Origin of the sequence: Streptomyces sp. 13-12-16 (assembly GCF_002114215.1) — a bacterium.
Taxonomy (GTDB): Bacteria; Actinomycetota; Actinomycetes; order Streptomycetales; family Streptomycetaceae; genus Streptomyces.
Map to the genome: position 1 here is coordinate 524 of NZ_NCTE01001254.1, position 2,479 is coordinate 3,002.

The 2,479-nt window shown below is 74.0% G+C and carries 2 protein-coding genes and 1 pseudogene; 1 reads left to right on the forward strand and 2 read right to left on the reverse strand.

Features of this window, described 5'->3' with window-relative positions; genetic code table 11:
• Positions 1-436 (forward strand): annotated as a pseudogene (locus tag B7767_RS38820) (beta-galactosidase); the annotation flags it as partial.
• Positions 437-442: 6 nt separating this feature from the next.
• Here the strand turns inward: B7767_RS38820 and B7767_RS38825 are convergent.
• On the reverse strand, positions 443-952 hold the full coding sequence (locus tag B7767_RS38825) for a hypothetical protein (protein WP_085576062.1): 510 nt from the start codon (positions 950-952) through the stop codon (positions 443-445).
• Positions 949-2,479, reverse strand: a 1,531-nt coding sequence (locus B7767_RS38830; RefSeq protein WP_085576063.1) for a PHP domain-containing protein, incomplete at its 5' end; no start/stop codon positions are given. The genes B7767_RS38830 and B7767_RS38825, both read right to left, overlap by 4 nt.

Below are 2,479 nucleotides of genomic sequence, written 5' to 3' on the forward strand. Positions count from 1 at the left end.
CATCCGCTTCGGCCTCCCCGGGGCCACCCCCGGGGACGCCGTCTTCTGGTTCGGCGGCGGGAACGAGTCGTACCCGGACACCCGGGCGGCGTCGAAGGACCTGCTGTGGGACGCGAGCGTCGGTGAACTGCAGACGCCCTACGTCCGCCCGCAGGAGAACGGCGCCCGCGCCGACGTGCGCTGGGCGGAGATCGGCGGTCTGCGGGTCGACGGCGACCCGGAGTTCTGGTTCACCGCCAGGCCCTGGACCACCGAGCACCTGGACGCCGCCCGGCACCGCACCGACCTCGTCCCCGGGGACACGGTCTGGGTCCACCTGGACCACCGGCTGCACGGCATCGGCTCGCAGTCCTGCGGTCCGGGCCCGCTCCCCCGGTACTACCTGTGGCCCGAACCCGCGGAGTTCTCCTTCGTCTTCTCGGAGCCGCGCGACTGACGGGGCTCAGTGGTCCGCGCAGCAGGGGGTGGGGTCCGGGGCCTCGAACGGCACGAGGGTGCCGCCCAGGGCCGGGGTGGCGGCGAGGACGAGTTCGTCCCGCTGCCACTGCGGCCGCACGTGGTCACGGGTCACGACGCGCGTGCCCGGGCCGGGCGGCTCGGGCGTGCCCAGGACCGTCACGCGGGCGATCGCGGAGCCGGCGAGCAGCTCCGCGACGGTCATCGTGCCGGTGAGGGCGGAGACACCCGGGTAGAGCACCGCGCGCCCCACCTCGTCGGGCAGGCCCGGGGAGACGGCGCCGTACCCCGCGAGCCGCTCCCGGAGGGTGTCCGGGAGCGGCCGCGAGGGCAGGGACAGGGACACGGTGACGCGCGGGCGGTCGTCGCGCACCAGGTGGGTGCAGCCGAACGTGTCCTCGGGGAGGCCGAGTTCGCCTGCCATCCGGTGCAGCAGGCGGTCGGCGTCGAGCAGGTCCTCGATGCCCGCGTCCACGGTGAGGGCGTACGGCGTCACGACGGCAGGACCCACACCGGGTTGGAGTAGAACCACAGGTCGCGCCACGGGTCGGCGTCGCCGACGACGTCGAGGGCGGGGCCCGCCGGGTCGACCTCGGCGCCCATGGCGCCGACGGCGGACCGGTTGCCGTCGGTGCCGCGCAGCCGGACGTACACCGGGCGGTCGACGCGGCCGAGGTCGAAGGTGACGCGGACGGTGCCGGCCGACTTGCCGATCTCGTAGGACCGGGCGACCTTCGCCGTGGGCGCGGTGAAGGTGTCCTTGTCGGCGACCGGGCCGGTCACATCGCCCTGGATGACGTCCACGCGGGCGAGCCTGGGGGTGAATCCGGCCCAGTTGTTGCCGCCGGCGAGGGCGATGTCGGCGGTCAGCGTGACCTTGGTGCCCTTGCGCACGTGCAGGGCGCCGCCGAGGGTGGCCCAGCGGCTGCCGCCGGAGACGCGGACGTCGAGGCCGCTGATGAGCTGGCCGTGGTCGACCCAGATACGGCCGGCGCGGATGCCGTCCATGACGGCGGCGTAGGAGAAGCCGTCGGCGCCGACGTGGGTGCGGCTGTACTGGCCGGGCCAGTAGTCGTTCTCGGTGAGGTCGATCTGTCCGGCGTAGACCGGGTCGTCGTAGCGGCCGTTGGCGTTGAAGTCGCCGCCGCCGCGGGCGCCGGTGTCGCCGTACACCTGGTGGGAGTCGGAGTTGGCGGTGATCCACCAGGGGCGGCCCTCGGCCAGGAGGCTGTCCCACAGGCCGCCGACGGTGGCGGTCATCCAGTCGAAGCCGCCCCAGGTGCGGTAGCTCTCCAGCGGGTAACCGGCGAAGGAGTTGGCACTCGGGCCGCCGTCGTAGATGCCGCGGGCCCCGCCCGGGCCGAGCGGCGCCGGCAGACCGCCCGCCTGGTGGCCGGGGGCGCCCTCGAAGCCGACGGCGATCTGCCGGTCACCGGTGCCGGTCGCGTCGCGCCAGGCGCGGATCTCGTGCGGGGAGTCGATGCCCTTGCGCGCGGGGTGGTTGGCGAGCATCAGGGCGTCCTTGACCTTGCGCCGTCTGACCTGCTCGGCGAGGAAGTTCAGCCCGGCGATGGCGAGCGCCTCGTTGGCCGGGGTGGAGGAGGAGGCGCCCTTGACGCTGCCGTCGTAGTCGGTCTCGAACTGCTTGAGGACGGAGACCTCGCCCGGGCCCGGGTGGACGAAGACGGTGCCGTGCTCGGCGGCCGGGATGTTCCACTCCAGGCCCTGGAAGACGAGGGTGTCCTCGTACGCGTCGCGGGCCTCGAGGATGTCCGGGTTGACCTTGTCCACGCCGATCCTGGCGTGGGTGCTGCCGCCGTGGTCGGTGATGACCAGCCAGTCCATGCCGTGCCGGGCGCCCTGGCGGACCTGGTCGGTGACGCGGTACTTGCCGTCGCTGCTGTACTGGGTGTGGATGTGGTGGTCGCCCGCCAGCCACAGGAAGCCCTTGCTCCTGCCCTTGCCGCGGCCGCTGTCCCCCGCCGCGTACGCGGGCGTGGCCGCGCCGGCGCCGGCGGAGAGC